The following is a 23,176-nucleotide window of genomic DNA, read 5'->3' as shown; positions in this document are numbered from 1 at the left end:
GGCTTTATTTCGTCACAGTGACGAATCGAGGTGTATTTTCGCTGGCTAGAAGTCTCTTTGGATTAACGCTACTGCGATTCTCTTTAGATGGCTGTGTCTGCCAGCCGCGAAACCTACGCGTCCTACGCGTCCTGCTTCTCTGCGACAATGCGCAGATTGAGTTCGCCGTTCTCCTCGATGGATGCAGCTACAAACTGTGGCAGGCGCACGTTGTAATCCAGGCGGTTGATTGGCAAAGTGCCCGACAACAAAACCAAGTTTTCGGTACGAGCGGCCTTCATTGGTACGGTGACATCATTGGTGACACCGCGGATGGTCAGGCGTCCCGGAATCTCGATATTCGCCCACTGGCCGTTATCTGGAATGCTCGAAATATCGAGTGGTTCTGCAAGCTCAAACTTAGCTTCTGGGTACTGATCAACACTGAAGATATTGTTGCGGACATTGATGTCACGACGTTCAATATCGCTAGTCAGAGTTGCCATGTCAACAACAACGGATGCGTCCTCAAGATTGTTGTCAGCAACCTTCAGCTCACCGGTGACATCGTGAGTGGAACCGGACGTCGTCCGCCTGCTGCCCGGCAGTACCTCGTTAAAAGTAAAACCAACGGAGGTGTTCTGTGAGTTATCGCCACCGACAATCTTCCAGGTGCCATTCGCATCAGTCGTTGCTGCAGGCAGCTCCGTGGCCTCGAAATCTCCTGTACGCACCCCTTCATGCGTGAAAACGCGATACAAAACTGGCCCCACAATAACAATTGCGAGCGCAACAACTGCAACGGCTATCAAAGTAATAATTGACTTACGGACACCAGAATTCATAGTGCTCATCCTATCCTTTTAATCCGCTATGGGATAAACCGTTCCACCTCACGCGTTTTCATAATCAATTCCTGCGTAATCTCCTGCAGGACGGCGGTCTCCATGCCGTCGTCAAGCGCGGTGCGCAAGTCTTCGGCGAGACAACGTACTTCGAAGAGCCCGTCCCCTATTCGCTTTACGACGTCATCGCCCGCCGGCCTGCTCGTGGCATCGGTGGCGGTCTTCAGTGTGAGATCCGAATTGATTCGCTCGGCAATCGGCCTGGAGGCGCCTTTTGCTACGCCGGTGCGTTTTTCATACGCGCGCTGCCGGCAGGCTTGGCTGCAGAACTTGCGACGGCGACCGCGGATAGCGACCTCCATTTCGCGGCCACACCACTGGCAATTGGCGGTAGTTGTGCTCGGCTTTTGATCTGACACAGAAGTCAATTATGGCATGAATACAGATTAAGGCGTTATAATGTGTGGTCTAGTATTTCTACCAAAGGGGGCACGTTCCACATGGCAGATCGAGTTCTTCGTGGCAGTCGCATGGGCGCCGTTTCGTATGAGACCGATCGCGATCATGACCTCGCGCCGCGAATGATGGTCCGCTACCGCACTGAATCCGGTGAGATCTTCGAGGTCCCATTCGCGGATGACGCGGAAATTCCAGGTGAATGGCTGTGCAAGAATGGCCAGATTGGTGAGCTGGTTGAAGGCGAAGGCACTGAAGCCAAGCCGGTGAAGCCGCCGAGGACTCACTGGGACATGCTCCGTGAGCGCCGCTCCATCGAGGAGCTCGACGTGCTGCTGGATGAGCGTGTTGACTTGCTGCGCAAGCGTCGTCGTAACGCCGCTCGCCTGCTGAAGGCTCAGAAGGAAGCCGAAGAAGCAGAGAAGAACGCTTAAGGTTTGAGCTGGCTTGCGCTAGTGAGCTTTAGAGCTTTGTAGCCGTCAATCAAACACTGAAATTCGGATCCGGATAAGGTCTTGCTCCTTATTCGGGCCCGTTTTTCGTTGGTGCCTGGCTGCGGCGGGCCGAACCGAGTTACTGACTGCGTTTATGACAAAAATGGCCTGAAAAATGGCTTGAAACTGTCATAAACTAAGACAGTTTCACATTTGCAGCCCCCATTCATACAGGCACGCCGTCTCCACACGGGAAGGCCGCAATCTTTGGGGCTGCCCTAGCCCTACTTGCGGAATCGCTGCTTAAACTCGTGACCAGCCAGGCGACCAATCTCCGACCCCAGGTTTTTTACCTGCTGCGAGCGGTGCTTGAATCCCCACTTGGTGACCTGCAGCAGTGACTGCTTCACAAAGCTGCCATCCATCTTGGACTCGCCGTACTCGCGCTCAGTAAAAGTGATCGGAACCTCTTCCACCAAGAAGCCAGCCTGTACAGCCTCAAAGGCGAGCTCGGTCTGGAACAGGTACGCAGCCTTGCCAATGTTCTCGAGATCGAGGGTTTCGAGAACTTCCCGTCGATAAGCACGGTAGCCAGCGGTGATATCCGAGATGCCCGCGCCGAGCGCCAGCGAGATGTAGAGGTTGCCGCCGCGGGAGAGAACCTGACGGCTCATTGGCCAGTTGACGGTCTTGCCGCCCGGAATGTAGCGGGAACCGATGACGACATCGGCACCGTCCTCGAGCTTCTCCAGCAGCAGATGGAACTGCTCTGGTGCGTGGGAGCCGTCGGCATCCATCTCGCAGAGAACCTCGTAGTCGCGCTCGAGACCCCAAGCGAAGCCCGCGCGGTACGCACCCCAGAGACCGCCCTTGCCCTCGCGGTGCAGGACGTAGATGTGTTCTTCGCCGTTGTCCGACTTGTCAGCGGCAGCGATTTCATCGGCGAGCTCACCGGTGCCGTCTGGTGAAGAGTCATCGACAACCAAAATGTCGACGCGAGGCTCCGCTGCGCGCAGGCGTGCAATCACGCCCGGCAGGTTTTCCCGCTCGTTGAAAGTGGGAATGACAACCAGCGTCGACTCATTTAGGGCAGTCACTCGTGATTCTCCTTAGTGCATGTTCTGCTCAGTATCCCGGCCATCAACTTCATCTGCGCCTGCCCTGGCATCTCCGCCACGGCGACGCAGGACGGCACCAACCACACAAAGAATACCGAATGCGGTCAGTAGACCTTCAATCCACGTCTCGAAGCGGGCTGCAAAAGTCAGGTGGGCGTACTGAGGCAGAGTTTCAGTGAGTACCTTCTGCTCGAAGATTTTGCTCTGCTTTACGACGTCTCCGTGCGCATCCACAATCGCGCTCACACCGCTGGTTGCGGCGACGGCCGTGGAGCGTTGGAACTCCATGGCTCGCATGCGGCTCATGGCCAGCTGTTGGTAGGTCATGTCGGTGAAACCGAAGGTGGCGTTATTTGTGGGCGTGGCCAGCATGGTTGCGCCGTGGTTGACCGCGTTGCGGAAGGCGCCATCGAAGACCACTTCGTAACAGGTGGCCACGCCTAGATTGACCTTCTTTAAACCATCTGTGCCTGGCGTTGTGACCACGGCATCGCCGTTGCCCGGAGTCATGTCTCCGGCGTGAGCGACCATGTCGGAAAAGTGGCGCAGTAGCTCGCGGAATGGCATGGTTTCGCCGAAGGGCTGGAGATAGATTTTCTCGTGCTGGTCGCCGGGGCCGGTCTGCGGATCCCAGACCACCATGGTGTTTTGCACCCCATCGGTGTAGGTAAAGGTGCCGACCACGATGGGAGCGCCAATATTCATCGCGGCGTTTTCGATAATGCGTGCCGCTTCCCCATCCGTAAACGGGCTGACATCGGAGGAGTTTTCGGGCCAGATGACGATATCCGGTTGCTGTTCCTTACCTTGGTGGACACGTCGTGCCAGCTCATTGGTGGCATCGGCGTGGTTTTGCAGGACTGCGCGGCGCTGGGCATTGAACTCTAAACCGAGGCGCGGAACATTGCCCTGGATAACCGCGACACGGGTGTTGTCAGCGGCCGTAGGCTCAGGCAGCGGTTGGGTCCACGCAGGAAGAACCCAGCCGACGAATAACGCTCCCACCAAAAGCGCAGCGGAGGTTGCATAGGAACGTAGCGTGAGCGCGACCAGTCCCGCACCAACGCAAGCAGCGAGGAAAGTGACCAATGCAGTGCTGCCGATTGCCACTGCTGGGGCCAGCGGGCCGTCGACCTGCCCCCAGGCAACGCGGAGCCAGGGGAAGCCTCCGAAAGGCCAGCGGGCTAGCAGCGCCTCCCCTGCCACGAGCGCAGCGGCCATGCCAGGGAGCTTCAGCGCGAGGGGGAAACTGGATTGGGCAATCAGCCACATCGCAAGCGCCGCCGGAATTGCGAGCAGTCCCAGCACAATTGAGAGCGCCACGTAGGGGCCAATGCCGACGAAGGAGCCGATCCACGGCAGTGAGAAAAGAGCCGTCGCTGTTGCCCAGCTGAAGCCCACCACTACGCTGGATTTCCAATCGGCTGCGCAGAAGAAGGCAAAAATGAGCAGGGCGAGGCCGATCCAGGCCGTCCACCACCAGCTCATGGGCGCATAGCTTAAGAACTGCAATCCACCAGCGAGGATTGCAATGAAGGCGAGAACGAGGCGCTGCTTTAGTGGGGTAAGCGCGCGAAAGCGCGCCTGCCAGCGATTCGGATTCTCCAGAATGTCTTTCGAAGCGTCTTTCTGAGCGACGTTCCCGTGCTCGCTGGAGCGCGCTTGGCGGTTAGTGTGCACTTGTATAAGAGAACTCTCTACGTTTGCGAGTTTTTGAGTTAGCGCTTGTCGCTGTCGTCCTGGTCATCATCCCAGGCGTTGTCCGGTGCCGGTGGGACGATTTTATCCTGTGGGAAAGCCTTGCCATCCGCACCCGGGAAACCACCAGAGAATCCAGGGAAACCCGAAAAACCGCCAGCACCAGCGCCAGTTCCTGGAGCACCGGGGTTCATGCCGTACTGAGAGACCACCATCATGCTGCGGTCACTGAAGTTGCGGAGTCCGTTGAGCAGCGCCACCGATCCGCTCTTACGAATCAGCCAGCGAGTCGGCGGTAGCACCATGAGGAAACCAACAACGGTGGTGACGACGCCCGGCAGGGCAATCAGCCAAGAGCCAACCAACAGAATTGCCGAGTCAGCCACAAAGTGTCCCGCGCCCTTTGCCGAGCGCTTGATTGCCTCCTCTGGATGCTTCTGTCCGTACTCGGTAAGAGTACGAGAAGTATCCAGCAATAACTTCTGGTAGATGCGCTTGAACTCGATGGCGGCGAAGACCAACCCCACAATGAACAGGCCCAAAACCAATAGGACGGTCCAGCCGTAGCCGATCCATTCACCGAGTGCGATAAAGGCCGCAATCTCGGCGATGAGGTAAATAATTGTGAACCACTTGCTCATAGTTCCCCAGTGTAACCGCCACTAGATGAGCAAGTGGTTACGGCTATCGGCCGGTTAGACGACGACTAGCGGTCGCCTATCATTCGCCTACCGGTCAGCGCGCTCCTCCAAGTCGCCCTCTGTATCCAGGTAGGTCTGGCGCAGCAGATCCATGCGTTCCTGGTCGGGGTTTTCCCACATACCGCGCTCGGCGGCCTCCATCAGGCGCTCGGAAATATCGTGCAAAGCCCACGGATTCGACTGTTCAAAGAACTCGCGGTTTTCCGGGTTCGCAACGTACTCGTCGGTAAGCGTTTCGTACATCCAGTCATCCATGACCTGCGCCGTCGCGTCGTAACCGAAGAGGTAGTCGACGGTTGCGGCCATTTCGAAGGCACCCTTGTAGCCGTGGTTACGCATTGCCTGCATCCAGCGTGGGTTGACCACGCGGGCACGGAAGACGCGTCGCGTCTCCTCGTGCAGGGTGCGGGTGCGCACGGCGTCCGGGCGCGTGGAATCTCCCACATACGCTTCTGGAGCGGAACCCGTCAGTGCACGGACCGTGGCGATCATGCCGCCGTGGAACTGGAAGTAGTCATCGGAGTCGGCGATATCGTGCTCACGGGTATCGGCATTCTTCGCGGCAACCTGAATACGGCGGTAGGCCGTCTTCATGTCGTCAGCGGCCTCTTCCCCGTCGACGCCGCGGCCATAGGCGTAGCCGCCCCAGGTTGTGTAGACCTTCGCCAGGTCCGCGTCATCGCGCCAGGAACCGGAATCGATAAGTTGCAGCAGGCCAGCTCCATAGGTGCCCGGCTTGGAACCGAAGATACGGCGCGGGCGCTCCTGCTGGTCGGCCTTCGCATGGGCGCGCACGTAGTTGTCTTCATCGGATTCATCAAGCTTGACGACGAGCTGAAACGCGTCATCCAAAAGGTCGATAACATGCGGAAACGCATCACGGAAGAAGCCGGAAATACGGACGGTCACGTCAATGCGCGGTCGGCCCAGCTCCTCCAGCGGAATCGGCTCAAGGCCGACAATACGGCGAGATGCGTCATCCCACACCGGATGCACACCAATCAACGCGAGCACCTCGGCGATGTCATCGCCCGAGGTACGCATGGCGGAAGTGCCCCATACCGACAAGCCAACCGACTTCGGGTACTCGCCGTGGTCGGCGCGGTAGCGTTCAATCAGGCCATCGGCGAGGTTGACACCGGTTTCCCAAGCCAGGCGCGACGGCACCGCCTTGGGGTCAACCGAGTAGAAGTTGCGGGCAGTCGGCAGTACATTGACCAGGCCACGCAGTGGTGAACCGGAGGGGCCAGCTGGAACAAATTCGCCATCGAGAGCGGAAAGAATACGCGGGATCTCCTCGCTGGTAGCGGCCAGGCGCGGGAGAATTTCGTCGCGGGTGAACTGCAGTAGCTCGACAACCTGATCCAGGCCATTAGGTGCCGCGATATCGACAAATTCCTCGGAGCCGAGCACATCAGCCGCGATCTGTGCCACTGGTTGGTCTGAATTCTTCACCACGGCGGTTACCAGTGCCGTAGCCAGTGCATCGATAGAGTCCACAGCGTGGCGTTCATCGGTGCCGTCCTCGGCCAGGCCGAGAGCTTCGCGCAGGCCCGGCAGGGTCTGCTTGCCGCCCCACAGCTGGCGGGCGCGCAACATGGTGGTCACAGTGCCGATCAGGGATTCGTCTTCCGGGGCCTGGCTGAGCACGTGGAGGCCACCGCGGATGGCGACATCCTTAATCTCGCAGAGCCAGCCGTCGACATGCATGAGCATGTCATCGAAGACCTCCTCGTCCGGGCGCTCGTCCCAGCCGAGGTCGCGGTCCATCTTCGCGGCAGTCAGCAGCGTCCAAATCTCCTGGCGGATGGCCGGCAGCTTGGCCGGATCCATGGCGGAGATGTTCTGGTGCTCGTCGAGAAGCTGTTCCAGACGGGTGATGTCGCCGTAGGATTCGGCGCGGGCCATCGGCGGAATGAGGTGGTCGACAAGCGTGGCGTGAGCACGGCGTTTGGCCTGTGTGCCTTCGCCCGGGTCGTTGACCAAGAAGGGGTAGATCATTGGCAGCTCGCCGATGGCAGCATCCGGGCCGCAAGAAGCGGAAAGGCCGACGGTCTTGCCCGGCAGCCACTCCAGGTTGCCGTGCTTGCCCATGTGAACCACGGCATCAGCGCCGAAACCGCCCTGCGCCTGCGACAGCGACAGGAAGCGGTAGCAAGCCAGATAATGGTGCGTCGGCGGCAGATCCGGGTCGTGGTAGATACCCACCGGGTTGTCACCGAAACCGCGCGGTGGCTGCACCATGACCACGACATTGCCGAAGGTCAGGCCCGCAATGTAGATGTCCTGGGTATCCGGGTGGACGTACAGGGTGCCCGGCGCGGCACCCCACTTGTCCTGCATGTCGGAGCGAAGTTCTTCCGGCAAGGTAGCGAAGAACTTCTCGTAGGTGGCAGCGGGCAGGCGGAGTTCGGCTGCCTCCATAACCTCTTCGGTCAGCCAGTCCGGGTCCTGGCCGCCGGCCTCGATGATGGCGTGCATGAACGCATCTGGTTGATCGGCACCATCCTCGGCGGTGGCATATCCGGGGATTTTGGTGGTGTCGCCGAGGTTGTATCCGGCGTCGGCAAGCGCGTGCAGCACCTTCAACGTCGATGCCGGCGTGTCCAGACCGACGGCGTTGCCGATGCGGGCGTGCTTGGTCGGGTACGCAGAGAGCATGACGGCGACGCGCTTGTCAGCGTTGTCGATGTGGCGGAGCGCGGCGTAACGGGTGGCGATGCCGGCGAGGCGGTCGCAGCGCTCGAGATCTGGGACGTAGGAAATGAGCTCGTCGGAGTCGATTTCCTTAAACGAGAACGCGACCGAGATGATGCGGCCGTCGAATTCGGGGACGGCGACCTGCGTTGCGACGTCCAGCGGTGACAGGCCCTCGTCGTTGTCCTCCCATGCCGTCTTGGACGAAGTCAGGGCCAAACCCTGGATGATGGGGATGTTCAGGTCTGCGAGTGCGGCGACATCCCAGCCGTCATCGTCCTGGCCAGCCTGCGCGAGTGCCGGGCGGTTGCCGCCAGCGGCGAGCACCGTGGTGATGAGCGCGTCGCAGGAAGCTAGCTCTGCCAGCAGTTCATCGCTGGCGGTGCGCAGGGACGCGGCGAAGATAGGCTTCGCGACGTAGCCGCGAGCCTCGACAGCGTCAGCGAGAGCCTCAATGTAGTGCGTATTTCCCGCCAGGTGCTGGGCGCGGTAGTAAATAATGCCGACGGTGCCGCGGGAATCCTCCGTGGCCACCTTGGAGTCGCGCTCCAGGAAACCCCAGGCCGGCATGCGAGCTGGTTCTTCAAAGCCAAGACCGGTCAAAAGCAGTGTGTCCGACAGGAAATTGTGCAGCTGTGCGAGGTTTTTCGCGCCGCCTTCCGCCAGGTAGATGTGCGTTTGCGTGGCGACGTTTGCGGGAACTGTCGAGTACTCGGTGAGTTCGGCATCGGGCGCCTGCTCGCCCGAGACGAGGACGGTGGGAATACCGGAGTTCACAAAGTAGTCAATGCCGGATTCCCAGGCGCGGCGGCCACCGAGAAGTCGGATGATGACGACATCGGCGCCGTCGGCAAGCGTGGGCAAATCATCGTCGAGCAGACGCGCCGGGTTTGCCCAACGGTAGGACACCTCCGGGTTGGCCTGAGCGGCCGCGCGGGCGGACAGAAGGTCGGTATCCGAGGTCGACAGCAGCAGAATCACGGTGTAGTCATTCACTTCCTGGGGAGCAACGCGTCCCCGGTCGGCGGGAGTCTGCCTTTTAGCCGATGACGAGGTCTGACTGTGACAGTGGCGCGACCGTGCGGATTTTCACCGAGCTTCTCGTCAGTGGCATGGCAGTGGATTTCTCCATCACTCTACTGCAGCGTCTATTGCTAGAGTTCCAGCGACTGCTCCGCCGGCTGATCTGGGAAGTGGGACCAGAGGAAGTCCGTGGCATTAGTCAGTTCCGCGAGCATCGGAACGATATGGTTAATGCCCGTCTTCGGTAGCACCGGTGAAGTCGTGTTTTCGACGTACTCCAGATCGGTGAAGCCGAGATTCAGCCAGGCATCGCGCAGCTTGCGAACCTGGTTGATGGGGATGATGTCATCATGCTCACCCGAGTAGAGGTACACCGGCGCATTGGGGACGAAGTTGCCGACGCGCTGGCGTGCGAGTTCCTTCTGCACCGGCTCGTAGCGCTTAATCATCTCGCTGAGCGACTCACCGCTAGTCGTGTACTGGTCAGTGGTTTCAAAGGAGTGATGGAAACCCAAGCCACCCGCGCAGTAGTTGCCTACGTTGTCCAGCAGTTCTTTGCCTTCGGGGCTGATTTCTTCCTTGAGGACTCGGCGCAGCTCCGGATCCTTATCCAGGACAGAATTGATTGCCAGTGCAATCGCGGCGGTCAGCGTAGTGCCATCAATCTGGTCGAGGACGTTTGCGAGATCGGACGGCGGGCCGCCGGCGGCAGATGCGGCGACGTTGAGCTCTGGAGCGTAGACACCTGCACGCTCAGCGGCTGCAGCGGCTGCGGAGCCACCCTGGGAGTAGCCATAAATTCCCACGGGCGCATTTTTGTCCACGCCGAGCTCGTGTGAGGCAGACACGGCATCAAACAGCGACTGTGCTGAGGCGATGTTGTCGACATAGTCCTGATTACCCTGGGAATTGCGGTGGTGGTCGATCATCACGACAGTCGCGCCTCGCTTCAAGTTCGCGACCATCGGGATTGTCTCGTATGGAGCAATAATGTCCAACGGACCGAACTCAATCTTTAGGCCGGTCTGCGAGGATACCGAGGGGTCGCACTTTTCCGCGCCACCCTGCGTGCCCGGCGCGATTGCGACGACCGGACGCGGACCGCTGCCCTTCCACTCCGTCTTCGGCGTCACCACAAGGGCTGTGTCCACACTGGGATTTCCGAGGGAATCCGTGGAGTTGTAGTGAATACGCTTGGCATCCACATTCCACAGCTTGTCGTTCACCATCATCTCGGCATCCTCGCTGCTGACCAGCGTGCCGGCATTTGCCGTGCGCGACGGGGTCAGCGGCAGAGAATTCAGCGGAGAGGCTGCGGCCACGCGAGCCTGTTCCGGGGTCAGCTGCCTGCCTGCGCCCTCGCTACCAGACTCCTCATCGTCTTTCTCGATGCCGAGCAGCCTCTCCATATTCGGGTTCGGTACATGGCCGAAACCAGGCAGTTCGCGGTTTGCGCTTGACGACGACACCTTATCCGCCAGCCCACTATCCGATAGGCCCGGGATGTTTAGTGGCTGTGCGTTTGCAGGTGTAGCCAGGCCGATGGTCATAAGACCTGCTAGCGCTACCCCGATTCCCGTTCGGATTGTGCGACGGTTTCGTCGTGAAGCAGAGCGTGTCTGTGTCGAGGCACGGCCGGTGCCGACGGTGTCGTGTGCCTCGTGCGTGAGTGCTTCAGCGTCGTGATGTGGCATGAAATCTCCTGAATAACCCCAGATTGAAAACCCAATGAAAACTTCCCTTAAATTCAGAGGAAGTTAGGTTATGAAAACAATAAGGTTTTAAAAAGGTAAATCGGTGGATTTTCAGTGAAGAATTTGTATGTTTTTCGCGGAGGGGTATGAAAACTCCACTTCAGGATGGTTTCGTTGGGCTGGAAAGGGGCTGGATAATGTGCCCCTGTTTTCGGGGGCTCAGCTCTGTGTGTGTTTGCGTATTCTTGAGAGTATGACTGCATCTGATCAAGGAACCCGCACTCGTCAGGACGGTTGCCCCGGCAGCCGCAAGGTTCATATCGCAGCTGATGGCGCAATTGGTCGTCTGCGCTTCCCCGGAGGCTTTCTCCCCGCGCCGGGCTTCGCCGTACTCGCCGATTTGGCCGAGAATTTCGGCGACGGTGATATTCACTTCACCTCCCGCGGCAATGTTCAGATCCGTGGCATCACCAACACCGGCGCATTCGCCGATGCCGCGGAAGAAGAGAAGCTGGTTCCCTCCACCAGCCACGACCGCGTACGCAACGTTCTTCAGTCGCCGCTGTCCGGTCGCGTCGGCGGTAAAGCTGATGTGCGTGACCTGGTTCAAGAGTTCGACAAGGCTCTCATCGCGGAGCCGTCGCTGGCAACACTGCCAGGTCGCACACTCATGGCTTTCGACGACGGCCGCGGTGACGTGCTCGGTGAGCGCCCCGACTTCGGCGTTGTCGCCCATGATGAGAACACGTTTGAACTCATCATTGGCGGCGCGACCTCGGGGATTGTCGTCCCGCGTGACGACGTCGTGGAGGCTCTCATCACCACAGCGAAGGTGTGGAATGACAGCCGTGGTTCAGCCTGGCGCATCGCGGAAGCCAATGCGGCCGAGCGCATTGCCGATGCCGTAATCGAGGAATTGGGCGCCCGAGTCCGTCGCCAGGAGCCGACCCCGGCTGAGAGCTTTGATGCCACCGCCGGGCTGTCCCGCCAGATCGGTTGGATTGACCAGCCGGATGGCCTGGTTAGCCTGGCCGCTGGCCTGCGCTTTGGCGTCCTCCCGGCGCGTCTGGCCCGTGCGATTTCGCATACGCAAGTTCCTGTGCACGTCACTCCGTGGTACTCGCTGATTCTGCACGATTTGGAAGAGGAAGTTGCCGAACAGGTCGTCAAGGTATTGGCGCCCAATGGCCTGATCTTCGACCGGAAGTCCACCTGGCTGCGCGTCAGCGCCTGCACCGGACGCCCCGGCTGCAAAAAGTCTCTGGCTGACACCCGCGGCGATGCTTCTCACGCAATTGCTGATGGCCGACTGCCCGAGGGGCGCGTGCACTTCTCCGGTTGTGAGCGTCGCTGCGGCAAGCCCAAGGGCGGTTACTTCGACTATCTCGCCACCGGGGACGGAGAATACGAAGTCGCTGCTGTGGACTAGGCTTTAAGCCTATGAAGCGCTTTGAGTACAACACCGACGGTGCGGATATTTACCGTAACTCGTTTGCCATCATTCGCGAAGAAAGCGATCTTTCCCGCTTCGATGCCGATGAGGAAACCGTCGCTGTCAGAATGATTCACGCAGCAGGTCAGACCGACCTGACCAAGGACATCGTCTTTTCCACGGGAGCTGTGCGCGCAGCTCGCCAGGCTCTCGAGGAAGGCGCTCCTATCTTCACCGATGTCAACATGATCGCCTCGGGTGTTACCCGCAAGCGCTTACCTGCTGACAACGAGGTCATCTGCCTGCTGCGTGATGAGCGCGTCCCCGAACTGGCTCAAGAACTCGGCACCACTCGCACTGCTGCCGCCGTGGAGCTGTGGAAGCCACGCCTAGAGGGTGCGGTTGTCGCCATCGGCAACGCTCCCACCGCCCTCTTCCACCTGCTCAACCGCATTAATGAGGGCTCCTTCCCCATGCCCGCTGCCATTTTGGCCATGCCAGTGGGCTTCGTCGGTGCCGCGGAATCAAAGCAGGCCACTATCGACTCCGGTGCCGAAAACCCAGAGCTGAAGTACATCACCGTCACCGGCCGTCGCGGTGGCTCGGCTATCACCTGTGCTGCCCTCAATGCCATTGCGACCGCAAAGGAGATTATCTAAACCATGTCCGGCTCCTACAGTGCTCAGCCTGGTCATCTCTACGGCGTCGGACTCGGTCCCGGCGACGCAGGTCTCATTACACTCCGCGGTGCCGACATCATCCGCACAGCCGATGTCATCGCCTACCATGCCGGCACTCACGGACGTTCCACGGCGCGCTCAATCGCCGCCGAACTGATTGACGCGCGTGACGACGCTGCCGTGGAAGAGCAATTGCAATACCCGGTGACCACCGGGCGCCCCGCCGACTACCGCGAGCAGCTCGCCGGTTTCTATGCAGAGGCCACTGCTCGCCTGCACAAGCACTTGGCCGAGGGACGAAGTGTTGCAGTTCTTTCGCTCGGTGACCCGATGCTCTATAGCTCGTACCAGCATCTGCATCACGCCCTCAACGAGGACTTTCCCACTGAGATTGTCCCTGGAGTGGCCAGCATTACTGCGGCGGCAGCAGAGATTGGTCAGCCGCTCGGCGAGGCTACCGAAATCGTCAGCGTTGTCCCAGCCACCGCCGATTCCGAGCGCATCGCTGCGGTTCTTGACGCCTCAGACTGTGTAGTCATTATGAAGCTGGGGAAAAACGTTGAGAAGGTTCGTACAGCGTTGCAGTCCGCAGGCATGCTCGAGCGCGCCTACGTTGTCGAGCGAGCAACCATGAATGAGCACACCAGCTACCCGCTGGCCGATGCAGACCCGGAGAAAGTTCCGTACTTCGCAGTAGCCGTCGTGCCTTCCGCTGTCTACGGAACTGAACGGAGTGTTTCTGGGGCGCCTGAGCCAGCTAATGATGCGGCGAGCGATACAGTCACCGATACGGCGACTGAGTCGGCTGCCCCAGCAGTTGGTGAAGTCGTCGTTGTCGGCCTAGGCCCGGGTGCGGAGCGCTGGACCACCCCAGAAGTCACCGAGGAACTGGCCCGAGCCACGGATCTGGTGGGCTACTCCACCTACATCAACCGGGTTCCTGAGCGCGCCGGGCAACGCCGCCACCTCTCAGACAACCGCGTAGAGGCAGAGAGAGCCACTATGGCGCTGGATATCGCCAAACGTGGCGGCCGCGTCGCGGTGGTCAGCTCCGGTGACCCGGGAGTCTTCGCCATGGCGGCCGCAGTGCTGGAAGTCGCTGATGACGATATGTGGCGAGACATTCCAGTTCGAGTCGTGCCAGGCATGACTGCGGCTCAGGCTGTCGCAAGTCGAGTGGGCGCTCCCCTTGGCCATGACTTTGCGATGCTCAGTCTCTCCGACAGGTTGAAGCCCTGGGAGGTCGTCGTTAAGCGAGTGCGTGCCGTAGCCGGAGCAGACATGGCATTTGCTGTCTACAACCCGGCATCCAAGTCGCGGAGATGGCAGATCCGAGAGCTACGAGCCTTGGCTTTGGAATACCGCGAGCCGACAACGCCTGTGATTGTGGCACGGGCAGTTGGCTCGGAGCAGGAAAACGTTACCGTGACCACGTTGGCGGAGTTCGATCCGGATGTCGTCGATATGCGAACCATGGTGATTATCGGTTCGTCGTCGACGAAGGCGTATCGTGCCGGCAAGACCACTCGGGTCTACACCGCACGTCACTACGGTGAGGGCGGCACCAGCGGAACTGGCGAGTTGCTGCCCTAGCCGCTACGCCCGGCGGATGACGGCGTTGTACGCCTCATCCACAGTTGTGGCGACGGTGGCGATATCCGCGCCGGGCAGCTGCGGACGCTGCACGATAACGACCGGCTTCTTTAGGTCGCGGGCTGCCTCAATCTTTGCGTAGGTAGCAGCACCACCGGAGTTTTTGGTCACCACGCAGTCCACGGCGTAATCCCGCATGAGCTTGCGCTCCGCTGCGACATCGTAAGGCCCACGGCTGAGAATAATCTTCCGATTCTTCGGCAGCGGCGGCGCGGGCTGTTCCACACAGCGAATGAGGTAACGGCCGTTGGAGTCACCGGCAAATGGAGCAAGCTGCTGACGGCCAATAGTGAGAAACGGGCTGTAGAAACGGTCGGCAACAACGTCCGCGGCCTCCTGCATGGAGGACACCTCAACCCAGTTGTCGCCTGGCTGCTTCTCCCACGCAGGGCGATGCAGCGCCACGAGCGGAATACCGGTGGCTCGGGCAGCTTCAGCAGCAGATTCGCTGATCTGTTCTGCATACGGATGCGTGGCATCGATGATGACTTCAGTGGCATCGGAGATTAGCCATCGAGTCAGTCCTGCGGGACCGCCAAAACCGCCGATACGGACATTGCCGACGGGCAGCTTGGGGTTGGAAACGCGACCGGCCAGTGACGAGGTGACAAACCAGCCCTCGCCCACTAGGCGCTTGGCCAGGGCGCGGGCTTCAGCAGTTCCACCCAGTATTAGTGCACGCATGGGATGGTCCGTCCGTATTCATCGCGTGGGCGATCATCGCTGTAGAGGTAGCTATCCGGGAACGCCTCGGCGGTGAGCACCTTGCCGACAATGATGACAGCCGTACGAGTCACACCTGCATCCTTGACCTGCTGCGCAATATCAGCCAGCGTGCCGCGGAGAATAACCTGTTCCGGACGGGATGCGAAAGCTACCACTGCCACCGGGCCGTGCTCACCATAATGCGGGGTGAGCTCCTCAACCACACGGTCAATATCGTGGGCGGCCAAGTGAATGCACAGGGTCGCGCCCGTGCGACCGAAGTTCTCCAAGGTTTCGCCCTCCGGCATCTTGGAAGCGCGCCCGGAGATACGAGTCAGCACCACTGACTGACCAACGGTTGGCACCGTGAGCTCGTGGCCCAGAGCGGCCGCCGCCGCGGAAAATGCCGGCACACCCGGAACGATTTCGTAGTCAATGCCGAGCTCGCTGAGACGACGGACCTGTTCTGCCAGCGCCGACCACACCGACGGGTCGCCGGACTGCAGGCGTGCGACATCCTTGCCCGCCGCATGTGCCGCCTGAATGGTCTCGATGATGGTATCCAGCGGCATACGCGCGGTATTGATAATCTCTGCGCCTTCGGGGCAGTTTTCCAGCACCTCAGGCGGGACAATCGATCCCGCGTAAAGACACACTGGGCAGGAGCGAATAAGCCGGTCCGCGCGCAGCGTCAGCAAATCCGCTGCCCCCGGGCCTGCACCGATGAAATACACAGTCATTGTGAGTTACAGAGTCCTCAATATTTTCTAGACAGAGATATTACGTCTATGGTAGCGCAGGCGCTACTGGCTTCTCCGCCACCCACTGCACCACCGGCAACGCAGGGCGCCACGCAGTGAAACTGCCGACTGCACCTGCGCGCTCCACGGAAAGCCGGGTGACATCCCCGCCATAGTCGCGACGCGCCTGCCACAGCAAAGCCTCCGACTCCAGCGTCACGGTGTTTGCGACGATGGTGCCTCCCGGGGCAAGGCGTTGCCAACAGGTTTCAATCATTCCGTCAGCAGTGAGACCTCCGCCGATGAAAATGGCATCTGGGCGAAGATTCGAGTCAGCCAAAACCCCCGGCGCTGCGCCGTGGTGGACGGTCACATTGCCAGACAGAGCCGCCACATTCTTAGCAATTCGCTCTGCACGAACAGCATCGCGCTCGAAAATTTCCGCACGTCCGCCGTGCCGAGCCCACTCAATGCCAATCGACCCCGTGCCACCGCCGACATCCCACAGCAGAGCTCCCGGCCGCGGATCCAATGCAGCGACCGTCATTTGGCGAATCGGCGCCTTCGTCAGCTGACCATCCGAATCAAAGTCACCGTCGCGCAGCCAGCCGCGCGCGCTTCCCGACGGCTCCACCGCCAGCACCGTGAGGTTGCCAGCTGGAACTGGTGGGTTCGCCACCGTGCCTGCGGCAACGGACTCCGGCAGCCCTGTAGCTTCCGTGCCGCCGAGATTGGTCAGCGCGGTGAGCTTGGTGTCTGGGCGGTCGGCTAAAACCGTAGCGACCTCTTTCACTGAGTCCGCGTTTCGGCACAGCACCAGGAAGGGCCGTAGTGAATCCGCTACCGGTACCACACGCGCGGCTCCAGGTAGCCCCGGCTCCCCTGTCACCAGCGAAATCACCGGAGTGTCATGCAAGGGCCAGCCGAGGTAGGCGCAGGCCAATGAGGCTGACGATGGCGCTGGAATAACCTCCACGGCGCCACGGCCGAGCTCCCGAACCAGGGACGCGCCGACACCGTGGAACATGGGGTCGCCACTGGCGAGGATGACATCGACTGCGGGGTCAATATCTGCCAGGGTGGCCTGCCAGTCCTTCCAGAAGCCACCTGGCCAAGGTGAGAGGTCGGCGTCCAGGTTGACGTCGGCAAGCAAATGGAGCTGACGGGGAGAGCCAATGATGCGGCGAGCCGACGACAACGCCTCGACAGCGCGGGCGGATAGACCAGGGTACCCGTCGCAGCCGATGCCGACGACGCGAAGCTTTGGGCTCATCGGGGCATCTTGCGCCAAATCCAGCGCGGAGTCAGATGTGTGGCGCGTGCGAGCAATGCCAATTTACGCGGCACCCAGACGTGGGGCTTCCGACCGTCGAAAGCAGTGACGGCGGCCTCCGCGACCTCGGCGGGGCGCGAGGACATCGGCGCTGGCTTCATGCCTTCGGTCATGCGGCCGATGACGAAGCCCGGCCGGACAATCGTCAGCTGAATATGGCTCCCGTGGAGGCGGTCCTGCATGCCCTGGAGGAAACCATCGAGACCGGCCTTCGCCGAACCGTAGACGTAGTTGGCGCGGCGCACGCGGGCACCTGCGATAGAGGAAAAGGCCATGATGCGGCCCGCGACCTTATCGCGCACAGGCAGCGTGCCGGAGGCGATGTCGGACTCCATGCGCGCGACAAGCTCAGTGAGAATCGATGCCTGTGCTGTGAAGTCGGTATGAATGACTGCCGCAGCAGCCTCGCCGGACTCCTCACACTTCCGCTGATCACCGAGGATACCGAACGCGACAATCACCGTGTCGATGGGACCGTGCTGCCAGGCGTGCTCGACGAACTGGCGGTGTGCCGCGATGTCATCGGCATCAAAGTGGATGCGGTGCACCGCGACGGCACCGGAGTCGATGAGCCGACCGGCAATGCCGTCGAGCGCCTCAGTGCGGCGCGCAGCGAGCGTGAAGGTGTTGTGGTTGGCCAGTCGCGCGGCAACTTCCCCGCCAATCTCGCTGGTGGCACCAAGAACGAGTACGTGTCCCATGCGCTAGAAAATACCTTTCCTCTAAACCTCGATTAGACGGTAATTAAATCGTGCGGACCATTATTGACCGATTCTCCGCCGTCTTCGGTGACAACGATGATGTCTTCCAGCCGCATACCGAACTCACCCGGCAGGTACACACCCGGCTCCACCGAAAACGCCATGCCAGGCTCGAGCTTGAGCTCATTGCCAGCCATAATGAACGGCTCTTCATGCGTGGACAGGCCAATGCCATGACCAGTGCGGTGGATGAAGTACTCGCCGTAGCCCGCAGCGGTGAGGCTATTGCGCGCAATCGCATCGATCTCTGCAGCCGTTATACCGGGGCGCACCGCCGCCACGGCAGCTTCCTGCGCCTTGCGCAGAGCCGTCCACGCTGCAGCTTCCTTCTCCCCCGGCTTGCCGACGACATAGGTGCGCGTGCAATCGGAGTGGTAGCCAAGCGGCAAGGTGCCTCCGATATCGACGACCACCACGTCGCCTTCCTCGATGACGCGGTCGGAGAAATCGTGGTGCGGATTCGCGCCATTTTCAGCGGAGCCGACAATGACGAAGTCAATGGCGACGTGCCCCTCCTCCAGGATGGCAGCCGAGATCTCGTCGGCGACCTCGCGCTCAGTGCGACCTGCGCGCAGCATGCCCGGCACTCGAGCGTGAACGCGGTCAATAGCGGCGCCGGCCTCGCGCAACTGATCAATCTCAGCGGCGTCCTTGCGCATGAACAGTTCCTTCAGAAGGTCTCCGGCCAACACAGTCTTGGCTCCGGTGAGATCCTGGATAGGAATCAAGTGGTCAGCGGTCAAAGAGGCTCCCACTGCGAGGGTGCCCACGTGGCCCACCAAGTCGGCGACAATGCGGTGCGGATTCTCTCCGTCTTCCCACAACACCACATCGGCGTTGAGATCACCGATAGCGCACAGCGGCAGATCCCCGCGCTCCACGGCGGGCAGTACCAGTGTGGTGGTGCCGGATGCAGTGACCACCAGCGCGGTCAGGCGTTCATGCGAAGTGACCGCAGAACCAATGAGATACTGCAGGTCAGCGCCGGTTCCAAAGACTGCAGCGTCCGCATCGCGGCTGCGGAGAAGCTCCGCAGTGCGATCCAGACGCTGCTGATAGATGTCAAAGCTAAAGATACCGTTGCTCATAGTTGCCAACTGTACCCGTCGGCCTGTGCCCGTCGCCGGTTGAGTGGCCTCGGGGCGACGAGGCTTCGGCTGACCAACGTAACCGGCAACTAATTGTTCAGCGCCACTACGCCCCTGCGAATTGCCTGAATAGCCTCGGCGGACTTGTCGCGAATGTCCGTGGAGTAGCCCGTCTTCTTGATCTGCTGCAGCAGGTCAATGACCTGACGGCACCAGCGGACAAAGTCACCTGGAGTCAGCTCCGCGCCACTCTCGGCGGCGGCTTGCAGGCAGTACCCCAGCGGTGCACCCGCAGTCCACTGATGAATTGCCGTAGCAAAAGCCATATCCGGCAAGTCCGTTACCGGCAGCCGGTAACGGCGCTCATCCTCCGACAGTTCCTCCCAGATGCGGTAGGTGTTCCCCAGCGCCTTGGCCAGCGGCTCGGTAGGCACCTCGTCACTGCCTTGACTGGCCTTGCGGTTTTCAAAGACCAAGCTCGACACCGCACCGGCCAGTTCCGCGGGGTCCAGGTCATCCCAAATACCGCGGCGCAGACACGTGGCCACCAGCAAATCCGAGCCGTTGTGAATCTGCGCCAGCCGCAGGCCTTCCTCGGTAATTGTCGGCTCCGCGCCCTCCCGCCATTCCACGTAGTCCATTTGTGTTAGCAACTGCAGCATGCGGTCGAATGTGCGCGCCAATGTATCCGAGGCGGAATCGACGCGCTTTTGCAGCTTGGCCACATGCGCCTCGGCCTGCCGCAGCGTATCGGCGTGACGAGCCATCGTCTCCACCGCAGGATCGCCATGTAGCGGATGCTCGCGCAGCTCCTGGCGCAACTTCCTCACCGCCGGCGAGTTGCCACCAGTGCGACGCTTCAGCCTCTTTGGTCCCTTTAGCCCCTTGCGGCCAATCTCTGCGCGCACAATTCCGAGCGCACGTCGCGGATGCCGGTCCGCATCCCGAGGCAGCTTAATCGCGCCGACCGTCTGCGGCGCCGCTGGGAAGATATGCGGCTCCACACGCCCCACGAACCCGCCGACACTGATGACACCGGGACGTGGATTCGACTTCGAATGGTCCTCTCGGTACACCACCGCCAACTGCACCTTCTTACCCTTCGGCAGCGGAATAACCTCGCCTCGACGGAGTCTGCGCAGCGCGGTCACTGTTTCCGTGTGGCGGTCTTCAATATTGCGGCGCTTGGCGTTCTTCTCCTCCTGGGTCAGCTTCGCGCGCAGATCCAGGTATTCAAGCATCTGGGTTAGGCGCTCGTCGTCACGCGAACTGCCTTCCTCGCTTGACGACGACCCCTCAGCCTCCGCCCCTTCAGCGTGCGCATCGGCTCCCCTGCCGAGCAATTCCGCACGCAGGGCCGCGGCTTCCTGCTTGGCCTTGGACAGTTCGGCGGCGACTCCGACGATGTCGCCATCCGCCTGGAACTGTGCGAATGAGCGCTCCATGACGCGCTTCGAGCCGTCGTAACCGAGCGTCTGCAGGAGGTTGACGCTCATGTTGTAGCTCGGCGCGAAGGTGGAAATCAGCGGGTATGTGCGCGTAGATGCCAGCCCTGCGACAGCCTTCGGATCCATTGCCGGGGCCCACTGCACCACTGCATTGCCGACAGTGTCAATACCGCGGCGGCCAGCGCGACCGGTCATCTGCGTGTACTGACCCGGCGTGAGATCCACATGTGCTTCGCCGTTGAACTTGACCAGCTTCTCCAGCACGACCGTGCGGGCAGGCATGTTGATGCCCAGCGCAAGCGTCTCGGTGGCGAAGACAACCTTGACCAGGCCTTCGTTAAAGAGCTCTTCCACAATGTGCCGGAACGCAGGCAGCATGCCCGCATGGTGCGCCGCAAAACCACGGATGAGAATGCGGCGCCAGCGCAGGAAACCGAGAACCTGCAGATCTTCCTTCGGAATGTGTGCAACACCGTCATCGATAATCTTGGCGATGCGCTCCTGCTCATCCCGGTCAGTGAGCTCTGCGCGCGTAGCACCGACCTGCGCCAGCGCGCCTTCGCAGCCCGCGCGGGAGAAGATGAAAACGATCGCGGGCAGCATGTTCATGGAGCCGAGCATGCGGATAACATCGCCGCGCTTCGGCGGACGGAACTTGCGCTGCCCCTTATCGCCCCAGCTATACGAGCGCCCACCGCCCTTGTGCTTTTTGTACTGGTAGCGCTCCCTGGCCCCAGCGTCGCCGTAGCCGAACTCGGCACGACGGCACGCCTCCAACAGGTCCTGATTGACCTTGTCCGACTTCGCCTCGAAGAGTGGATAGAGCCGGTTTCCCACCAGCATGTGCTGATGCAGCGGAACCGGGCGCAGATCCGTGACAATAACGTCCGTGTGCCCGCGCACCGTGGAAAGCCAGCGACCGAACTCCTCGGAGTTGGACACCGTCGCCGACAAACCGATGACGGCCACGGATTGGTCGAGGTTCAAAATAACCTCTTCCCACACAGCGCCGCGCTCGCGGTCAGCGAGGTAGTGAATCTCATCCATCACCACATGCGTGAGCTTCTTCAGCGTCGGCGAGTTCGCGTAAATCATATTGCGCAGCACCTCGGTGGTCATCACCACGATGTCCGCGTCGCCGTTAATCGAAGTGTCGCCAGTGAGCAGGCCCACGCGGTCTTCGCCGTAGTCCTCGACTAGGTCGTGGTACTTCTGGTTGCTCAACGCCTTGATAGGTGTGGTGTAAAAGCACTTGCCGCCACGCTCAAGAGCTGCATAAATAGCGAATTCGCCAACAATAGTCTTGCCCGCGCCGGTGGGTGCACAGACGACAACGCCCCGCCCTGCCTCAATTGATTGGCAGGCGCGGAGCTGAAAGTCGTCAAGATCGAAATCCTGTTGGCTGACGAAATCGCCGAGAAGAGTCATGCCTCTAGAGTGTCATAAACCGCGCTAGAGAACATCATCAAAGTCGCTCGTCGGACGATTTCGCAAGTCCTGCGTCGGCATCGGAGTCTCCGGAATCATGCCCTGTGGCCGTGGTGGACGCGAATTGCGAGTAGGACGCATCTGGGATGCCCGCGTCGGCGTCGGCGCGTTCACTGGCGTGGGACCAGAGACCGGAGAGGTCGTCGGGGCCGCTGATGCCGTCGGCATGCCGCCCGGCTGAATCGACGTCGGCGCACTTACTGAAGTCGGGGCGTCAATGCCGCCCACGTCACCGATACCGCCGGCGGAGCCAATCGGGCCGGACGCTGTAATGGGTCCGGAGCCTTGCTCGTCATCGACGTCCAACCAATCAGGTCGCTCATTTGCTTTACGACGGTCATGGAGACGACAAATCTGGATTGCGATTTCCACCAGCAACGTCAGTGCCGTTGCCATTGCGACCATGGATATTGGTTCCTGCCCCGGAGTCATGAAGGCCGCAAAGATGAACAGCGACATAATGATGATGCTGCGCTTGTCCTTGATGCTCTCGTAGGTAACGACACCGGCCATGTTCAGCATGACCAGGAAAAGCGGAACCTCAAAGCTCACGCCAAAGCAGACGATGAGCGCCAAGAGGAAACCGAAGTATTGCGAACCGGTGAGTGCAGAAATTTGCGTCTCTTCACCAATCTGGAGCAAGAACTCCAGACCGATGGCGACAACGTAGTAGGCCAGGACGGAACCCATGACAAACAGCAGCGCGGCGGCAGTCACAACTCTGCGCGTGGTGCGGCGTTCCTTCCGAACCAAGCCGGGAGTGATGTAGGCCCAAATCTGGTAGAGCCACCATGGCGACGACATCACCAGACCGGCCAGCGCACCGACCTTCAGACGCAGCATGAACATTTCAAACGGACTGGTCGCCAGCAGACGACACTCCGCGCCCTCACCGCCGCCGAGACGCATCTCGGGTGGAAGCTGACAGTACGGATCCTTGAGCAACTCACCCAGGGACTTAAAGTGCACAGGGCCAACATTGACCGAGGTAAGCGGTATGCGGAACTGACCAATGGTAAAGGCTGTCTGATACCAGATAAAGCCCACAACAGTGCCAACGGCAATACCAGCGAGGGCGAGAACGAGGCGACGCCGGAGCTCTTGAATGTGCTCGACAATAGTCATCACGCCCTCGGGATTGCGCCTACGCTGGCGCTTCCGAGGACGTGATGTGGATGTAGCTGAAGTCACGCTTCAACCGGC

The 23,176-nt window shown here is 60.5% G+C and carries 18 protein-coding genes; 4 read left to right on the top strand and 14 right to left on the bottom strand.

The features are described 5' to 3' along the window. Positions 1-122 precede the first annotated feature (122 nt). Together ADB02_RS05300 and ADB02_RS05295 are read right to left on the bottom strand one after the other, a co-directional pair. A complete protein-coding gene (locus ADB02_RS05300) occupies positions 123-833 on the bottom strand; it encodes a YceI family protein (protein WP_049189915.1) in 711 nt (236 codons plus the stop codon). 17 nt (positions 834-850) lie between these two features. Beyond that, positions 851-1,243 carry a hypothetical protein gene (locus tag ADB02_RS05295; protein WP_224783748.1) on the bottom strand — a complete coding sequence of 131 codons (393 nt, stop codon included), beginning with the start codon at positions 1,241-1,243 and terminating at the stop codon, positions 851-853. A gap of 81 nt (positions 1,244-1,324) precedes the next feature. Between ADB02_RS05295 and ADB02_RS05290 the strand changes: the two genes are divergently transcribed. Continuing rightward, positions 1,325-1,714: an RNA polymerase-binding protein RbpA gene (locus ADB02_RS05290; protein WP_005511311.1), complete on the top strand. Its 390-nt coding sequence runs from the start codon at positions 1,325-1,327 to the stop codon at positions 1,712-1,714. A 284-nt stretch (positions 1,715-1,998) separates the two neighbouring features. Here ADB02_RS05290 and ADB02_RS05285 read toward each other — a convergent pair whose 3' ends face one another. The 5 genes from ADB02_RS05285 to ADB02_RS05265 all read right to left on the bottom strand — a co-directional run bounded on the left by ADB02_RS05285 (position 1,999) and on the right by ADB02_RS05265 (position 10,645). Continuing rightward, positions 1,999-2,811: a polyprenol monophosphomannose synthase gene (locus tag ADB02_RS05285; protein WP_016422816.1), complete on the bottom strand. Its 813-nt coding sequence runs from the start codon at positions 2,809-2,811 to the stop codon at positions 1,999-2,001. Positions 2,812-2,823: 12 nt separating this feature from the next. After that, complete coding sequence (lnt, locus tag ADB02_RS05280) at positions 2,824-4,512, bottom strand: apolipoprotein N-acyltransferase (RefSeq protein WP_049189914.1); 1,689 nt, start codon at positions 4,510-4,512, stop codon at positions 2,824-2,826. 38 nt (positions 4,513-4,550) lie between these two features. Further along, a complete protein-coding gene (locus tag ADB02_RS05275; protein ID WP_049189912.1) occupies positions 4,551-5,171 on the bottom strand; it encodes an FxsA family protein in 621 nt (206 codons plus the stop codon). Positions 5,172-5,258: 87 nt separating this feature from the next. Beyond that, positions 5,259-8,909 carry a cobaltochelatase subunit CobN gene (gene cobN, locus ADB02_RS05270; RefSeq protein WP_049189911.1) on the bottom strand — a complete coding sequence of 1,217 codons (3,651 nt, stop codon included), beginning with the start codon at positions 8,907-8,909 and terminating at the stop codon, positions 5,259-5,261. A gap of 173 nt (positions 8,910-9,082) precedes the next feature. Then, positions 9,083-10,645 carry a lipase family protein gene (locus ADB02_RS05265; protein WP_049189909.1) on the bottom strand — a complete coding sequence of 521 codons (1,563 nt, stop codon included), beginning with the start codon at positions 10,643-10,645 and terminating at the stop codon, positions 9,083-9,085. A 253-nt stretch (positions 10,646-10,898) separates the two neighbouring features. On the opposite strand from ADB02_RS05265, the gene cobG reads away from it, so the two are divergent. The 3 genes from cobG to cobJ are packed head-to-tail and all read left to right on the top strand — an operon-like array spanning position 10,899 to position 14,350. Further along, the gene (cobG, locus tag ADB02_RS05260; RefSeq protein ID WP_065421717.1) at positions 10,899-12,074 is read left to right on the top strand and encodes a precorrin-3B synthase; all 1,176 of its coding nucleotides are present in this window, start codon (positions 10,899-10,901) and stop codon (positions 12,072-12,074) included. 11 nt (positions 12,075-12,085) lie between these two features. After that, entirely contained in the window at positions 12,086-12,736 is a 651-nt protein-coding gene (locus ADB02_RS05255) for a precorrin-8X methylmutase (RefSeq protein ID WP_049189905.1), read from the top strand. A gap of 3 nt (positions 12,737-12,739) precedes the next feature. Next, positions 12,740-14,350: a precorrin-3B C(17)-methyltransferase gene (gene cobJ / locus ADB02_RS05250; RefSeq protein WP_049189903.1), complete on the top strand. Its 1,611-nt coding sequence runs from the start codon at positions 12,740-12,742 to the stop codon at positions 14,348-14,350. 3 nt (positions 14,351-14,353) lie between these two features. Here cobJ and ADB02_RS05245 read toward each other — a convergent pair whose 3' ends face one another. The 7 genes from ADB02_RS05245 to tatC all read right to left on the bottom strand — a co-directional run bounded on the left by ADB02_RS05245 (position 14,354) and on the right by tatC (position 23,164). Next, positions 14,354-15,094: a cobalt-precorrin-6A reductase gene (locus ADB02_RS05245; RefSeq protein ID WP_048734066.1), complete on the bottom strand. Its 741-nt coding sequence runs from the start codon at positions 15,092-15,094 to the stop codon at positions 14,354-14,356. Next, positions 15,082-15,855, bottom strand: a complete 774-nt coding sequence (gene cobM, locus ADB02_RS05240) for a precorrin-4 C(11)-methyltransferase (RefSeq protein WP_048734069.1) — start codon at positions 15,853-15,855, stop codon at positions 15,082-15,084. The genes ADB02_RS05245 and cobM overlap by 13 nt, the downstream gene beginning before the upstream one ends. Positions 15,856-15,901: 46 nt before the next feature. Then, on the bottom strand, positions 15,902-17,128 hold the full coding sequence (gene cbiE, locus ADB02_RS05235) for a precorrin-6y C5,15-methyltransferase (decarboxylating) subunit CbiE (protein WP_049189902.1): 1,227 nt from the start codon (positions 17,126-17,128) through the stop codon (positions 15,902-15,904). After that, a complete protein-coding gene (locus ADB02_RS05230; RefSeq protein WP_048734074.1) occupies positions 17,125-17,889 on the bottom strand; it encodes an SDR family NAD(P)-dependent oxidoreductase in 765 nt (254 codons plus the stop codon). Before ADB02_RS05230 ends, cbiE begins: the two co-directional genes overlap by 4 nt. 32 nt (positions 17,890-17,921) lie before the next feature. Beyond that, entirely contained in the window at positions 17,922-19,037 is a 1,116-nt protein-coding gene (locus ADB02_RS05225; protein ID WP_053087277.1) for a M24 family metallopeptidase, read from the bottom strand. An 89-nt stretch (positions 19,038-19,126) separates the two neighbouring features. Then, on the bottom strand, positions 19,127-21,913 hold the full coding sequence (locus ADB02_RS05220) for a DEAD/DEAH box helicase (RefSeq protein ID WP_049189900.1): 2,787 nt from the start codon (positions 21,911-21,913) through the stop codon (positions 19,127-19,129). 24 nt (positions 21,914-21,937) lie between these two features. Then, the gene (gene tatC, locus ADB02_RS05215; protein WP_065421716.1) at positions 21,938-23,164 is read right to left on the bottom strand and encodes a twin-arginine translocase subunit TatC; all 1,227 of its coding nucleotides are present in this window, start codon (positions 23,162-23,164) and stop codon (positions 21,938-21,940) included. Positions 23,165-23,176 lie beyond the last annotated feature (12 nt).

It is taken from the genome of Corynebacterium sp. 212_CJEI (assembly GCF_001055915.1).
Classification (GTDB): domain Bacteria; phylum Actinomycetota; class Actinomycetes; order Mycobacteriales; family Mycobacteriaceae; genus Corynebacterium; species Corynebacterium jeikeium_D.
Note: the sequence above shows the minus strand (reverse complement) of the source record. Positions and strands in the feature narration are given on the sequence as shown.

Bases quoted from the DNA above. Each gene is read 5' to 3' on its own strand.
- ADB02_RS05245 (WP_048734066.1), bottom strand. From the start codon at position 15,094: ATGCGTGCACTAATACTGGGTGGAACTGCTGAAGCCCGCGCCCTGGCC.
- ADB02_RS05255 (WP_049189905.1), top strand. From the start codon at position 12,086: ATGAAGCGCTTTGAGTACAACACCGACGGTGCGGATATTTACCGTAAC.
- cobM (WP_048734069.1), bottom strand. From the start codon at position 15,855: ATGACTGTGTATTTCATCGGTGCAGGCCCGGGGGCAGCGGATTTGCTG.
- ADB02_RS05220 (WP_049189900.1), bottom strand. From the start codon at position 21,913: ATGACTCTTCTCGGCGATTTCGTCAGCCAACAGGATTTCGATCTTGAC.
- ADB02_RS05265 (WP_049189909.1), bottom strand. From the start codon at position 10,645: ATGCCACATCACGACGCTGAAGCACTCACGCACGAGGCACACGACACC.
- ADB02_RS05225 (WP_053087277.1), bottom strand. From the start codon at position 19,037: ATGAGCAACGGTATCTTTAGCTTTGACATCTATCAGCAGCGTCTGGAT.
- ADB02_RS05230 (WP_048734074.1), bottom strand. From the start codon at position 17,889: ATGGGACACGTACTCGTTCTTGGTGCCACCAGCGAGATTGGCGGGGAA.
- ADB02_RS05275 (WP_049189912.1), bottom strand. From the start codon at position 5,171: ATGAGCAAGTGGTTCACAATTATTTACCTCATCGCCGAGATTGCGGCC.
- ADB02_RS05290 (WP_005511311.1), top strand. From the start codon at position 1,325: ATGGCAGATCGAGTTCTTCGTGGCAGTCGCATGGGCGCCGTTTCGTAT.
- cobJ (WP_049189903.1), top strand. From the start codon at position 12,740: ATGTCCGGCTCCTACAGTGCTCAGCCTGGTCATCTCTACGGCGTCGGA.
- cbiE (WP_049189902.1), bottom strand. From the start codon at position 17,128: ATGAGCCCAAAGCTTCGCGTCGTCGGCATCGGCTGCGACGGGTACCCT.
- ADB02_RS05300 (WP_049189915.1), bottom strand. From the start codon at position 833: ATGAGCACTATGAATTCTGGTGTCCGTAAGTCAATTATTACTTTGATA.
- cobG (WP_065421717.1), top strand. From the start codon at position 10,899: ATGACTGCATCTGATCAAGGAACCCGCACTCGTCAGGACGGTTGCCCC.